The 1,229-nt window shown below is 63.0% G+C and carries 3 protein-coding genes; all 3 read left to right on the top strand.

Annotated features, from left to right (window positions below):
- Window positions 1–41: 41 nt before the first annotated feature.
- Genes pspC through U1872_RS22925 form a run of 3 tightly spaced genes read left to right on the top strand, consistent with a single transcriptional unit; the run spans window position 42 to window position 1,130 of the window.
- Window positions 42–425, top strand: coding sequence for an envelope stress response membrane protein PspC (gene pspC, locus U1872_RS22455; RefSeq protein ID WP_332743548.1), 384 nt, complete (start codon window positions 42–44; stop codon window positions 423–425).
- Window positions 426–452: 27 nt separating this feature from the next.
- Window positions 453–764, top strand: coding sequence for a hypothetical protein (locus tag U1872_RS22450; RefSeq protein ID WP_332743616.1), 312 nt, complete (start codon window positions 453–455; stop codon window positions 762–764).
- 12 nt (window positions 765–776) lie between these two features.
- On the top strand, window positions 777–1,130 hold the full coding sequence (locus U1872_RS22925) for a hypothetical protein (RefSeq protein WP_443025442.1): 354 nt from the start codon (window positions 777–779) through the stop codon (window positions 1,128–1,130).
- The last annotated feature ends 99 nt before the right edge of the window (window positions 1,131–1,229 follow it).

Raw genomic sequence — 1,229 nt, 5'->3', positions numbered from 1 at the left:
GGACCAGCAATCCGACCGCACTTCTGATCGGAGGAACTGAAATGTCCGGCAGCCGCACCCAGTTTTACCTCGATAAACAGAACGCCAAGTGGAAGGGCGTCTGCGCCGGGATCTCCGATTATACCGGGATCGACGTGCTCTTCGTCCGCGTCGCAATGGTCGTGCTCACGCTCGCCGGCGGCTTTCCCTGGACGCTGCTCGCCTATTGGCTGGTCGCCTGGATGGGGCATGCCAAGCCAATCGGGCTGTACGAAACGCCCGACGACGCGAAGTTCTGGCAGGGCGTCCGCTCGAACCCGAAGCGCTCGACCGCCGAGGTCCGGAGCAAGTTCCGCGACATCGACCGCCGCCTCGCCGACATCGAGACGCACTATACCAGCCGCTCCAGCAACAGCCTCGCGGCAGAGATCGACAGCCTGCGCTGAGACGCGGCGTCAACAGGGAGAATGACGATGAATTGGGCTGGACCCGGGTTCATAATCGCGATCATCGCGATCACGACCATCGGCTGGATCGCGAACAACTGGATCCGTACCAAGCACGGCTATCCGCCGAGCGACGACTGGGGCAACTCGATGAACTGGGGAGGTGCGCACAAGCAGGATCCTGCCGCCGAGCGGAAGGTCGAACTGCTCAGCAGCGAGAACGAGCGCCTCACCGGCCAGGTCTCTCGCCTCGAGGAGCGGATCGCGGTCCTCGAACGCATCGCCACCGATCCCGCCGAGCGCACCGCTCGTGAAATCGAAGCGCTTCGCGGCCGCTAAGGACATTCGACTATGGACGGATTTACGGTTTTCATGCTCGCCATCGTCTGTGTCGGCGCCCCCGTCACGCTCGGGATTGGCAGCGAGATGTTCAAGAGCTGGTTGCGGCACAAGGAAACGATGGCCACCGCGCTTAATGCGCAGACCGCGGAGAAGGCGGCACAATATGCGGCCCACACCGAACGTCTCGAACAGCGCGTCCGCGTGCTGGAACGGATCGCTACCGATCGCGGCGCCGGCGTCGCCGACGAGATCGAACGGCTCCGTACCGAGCCAACGCCATCCAACGCGATTTTGCCACCGACATCACCATCGATCGTGCTGACGGCCCGGAACCCGAGCCTCGTTGAAGGAGAGATACGATGAACCCCTTTTCGATGGTCGTCTGCATCGTACTGATCGTGATGGCCGCTAAGGTGCTGACCGCACGCTACCGCGCGATGGGCGACGACCCTGCCAAACCGA

The organism is Parasphingomonas frigoris (assembly GCF_036663815.1).
Lineage (GTDB): Bacteria > Pseudomonadota > Alphaproteobacteria > Sphingomonadales > Sphingomonadaceae > Sphingomonas.
Note: the sequence above shows the minus strand (reverse complement) of the source record. Positions and strands in the feature narration are given on the sequence as shown.

Excerpts from the sequence above, each read along its gene's own strand:
- pspC (WP_332743548.1), top strand. The coding sequence starts at position 42 with ATGTCCGGCAGCCGCACCCAGTTTTACCTCGATAAACAGAACGCCAAG.
- U1872_RS22925 (WP_443025442.1), top strand. The coding sequence starts at position 777 with ATGGACGGATTTACGGTTTTCATGCTCGCCATCGTCTGTGTCGGCGCC.
- U1872_RS22450 (WP_332743616.1), top strand. The coding sequence starts at position 453 with ATGAATTGGGCTGGACCCGGGTTCATAATCGCGATCATCGCGATCACG.